Source organism: Aeromonas sp. ASNIH8, assembly GCF_002919855.1.
GTDB lineage: Bacteria > Pseudomonadota > Gammaproteobacteria > Enterobacterales > Aeromonadaceae > Aeromonas > Aeromonas caviae.
Window position 1 is genome coordinate 1 of the sequence record NZ_PQLN01000221.1, and the last position, 1,295, is coordinate 1,295.

General features: G+C 60.0%; 2 protein-coding genes. Both read right to left on the reverse strand.

Annotation, left to right across the window (positions count from 1 at the left end; all coding sequences use genetic code 11):
* Positions 1–172: ATP-binding protein (locus C3418_RS23540; protein WP_181023152.1), on the reverse strand; the 172-nt coding region annotated here is incomplete at its 3' end.
* 14 nt (positions 173–186) lie between these two features.
* On the reverse strand, positions 187–1,295 hold a 1,109-nt coding region (gene istA / locus C3418_RS23545; RefSeq protein ID WP_103859380.1), incomplete at its 5' end, for an IS21-like element ISAs29 family transposase.

The following is a 1,295-nucleotide window of genomic DNA, read 5'->3' on the forward strand; positions in this document are numbered from 1 at the left end:
GAGCTTGTTTACGCTGCTCCCGGCTCAGTTGTTCGTGTTCGACCAGCAGGCTTAGCCGCTCGATGAAGGGCAGCCCTTCGTAGGTACTTGCCTGTTCCAGTTGTTGTTGCACGGCATCCGCCATGCCAGTCAGTTTCAGGTGTCTCAAGCGGGTCAGCGTTTGTTGGGTCATGGGACGTATCCTCTTTAGTGGAAGCTCTGGGGGCCGCGGATGTTCTCGTGCTCTTGCGGCAGTTCTGGATAACTGAGCGGACTTGCGGGCAGTTGGTCGCGGCCACTGGTCAGCACCGACTTGAGCTGCTTGAGCCGCACCAGTCCTTCCCGGTTGGCCAGCTGGCAACAGGCTTCGACTCGTGATGGCGGATACTCCCGGCTAAGACTCAGCAGTCCCAGGCAGAGTCGGTATGCCTGCTCGGCATGGGCTTTCTCTGCCAGCCGTTCGCTAACCCAGCACAAGGTGCCCGGTCCGATGTCGGCAGCCCACTGCTTAAGACGCCCTGGCGTCCAGCGTTGCTGCTTGCTGTGACGTTCCGGCATGTGCTCAGGGAGTGTGCTCATCCCCGGGATGGTTTTACGCGGATGGCTCGCGACCAGCTGTTGCTGGTGATAGACCTGAAGCAGGGTATCGCCCGCATGGAGCTCCAGTTGCTGACCCACATACTGGTGCGGCACCGAGTAATGGTGCTGCTCATAGCTGACGTGATAGTCGATGTTGACCTTGACCGTTTTGATGGCGACATAGCGATAGGGATGCACCGGTAGTGACCCCAGTGCCGGGCGGTCCAACTGCTCAAACGCCTCGCGTCGGTTACCGGGCAGCTGCTTGAACGGGCGCTCGTTGAGCTCATTCAACAAAGCCCGGATGCACTGGTTTAGCTCGGCAAGCGAGAAGAAGGTCTGATGGCGTAGACGAGCCAGGATCCAGCGCTCGACGATCTGCACACCCACCTCGGCCTTGGCTTTGTCCTTAGGCTTGTAAGGGCGAGCTGGCATCACCGCCACCTGATAGTGCTCGGCCAACTGCTGGTAGCTGGGGTTGAGCTCGGGATCGTATCGGCAAGCCTTGCTGACACCGCTCTTGAGGTTGTCGGGGATCAGCAGTACCGGTGTCCCGCCGAAAAACTCAAAGGCACGGACATGGCTTTGCAGCCAGTCCGGCAGTGACTGGGACCAGGTGGCCTCGGCAAAGGTGTAGTTGGACGCACCGAGCACGGCGACAAAGACTTGTGCCTGACGGACCTCACCCGTAGTCGGCGACACGATGGGCACCGTGGGCCCGCAGTAGTCGATAAAGA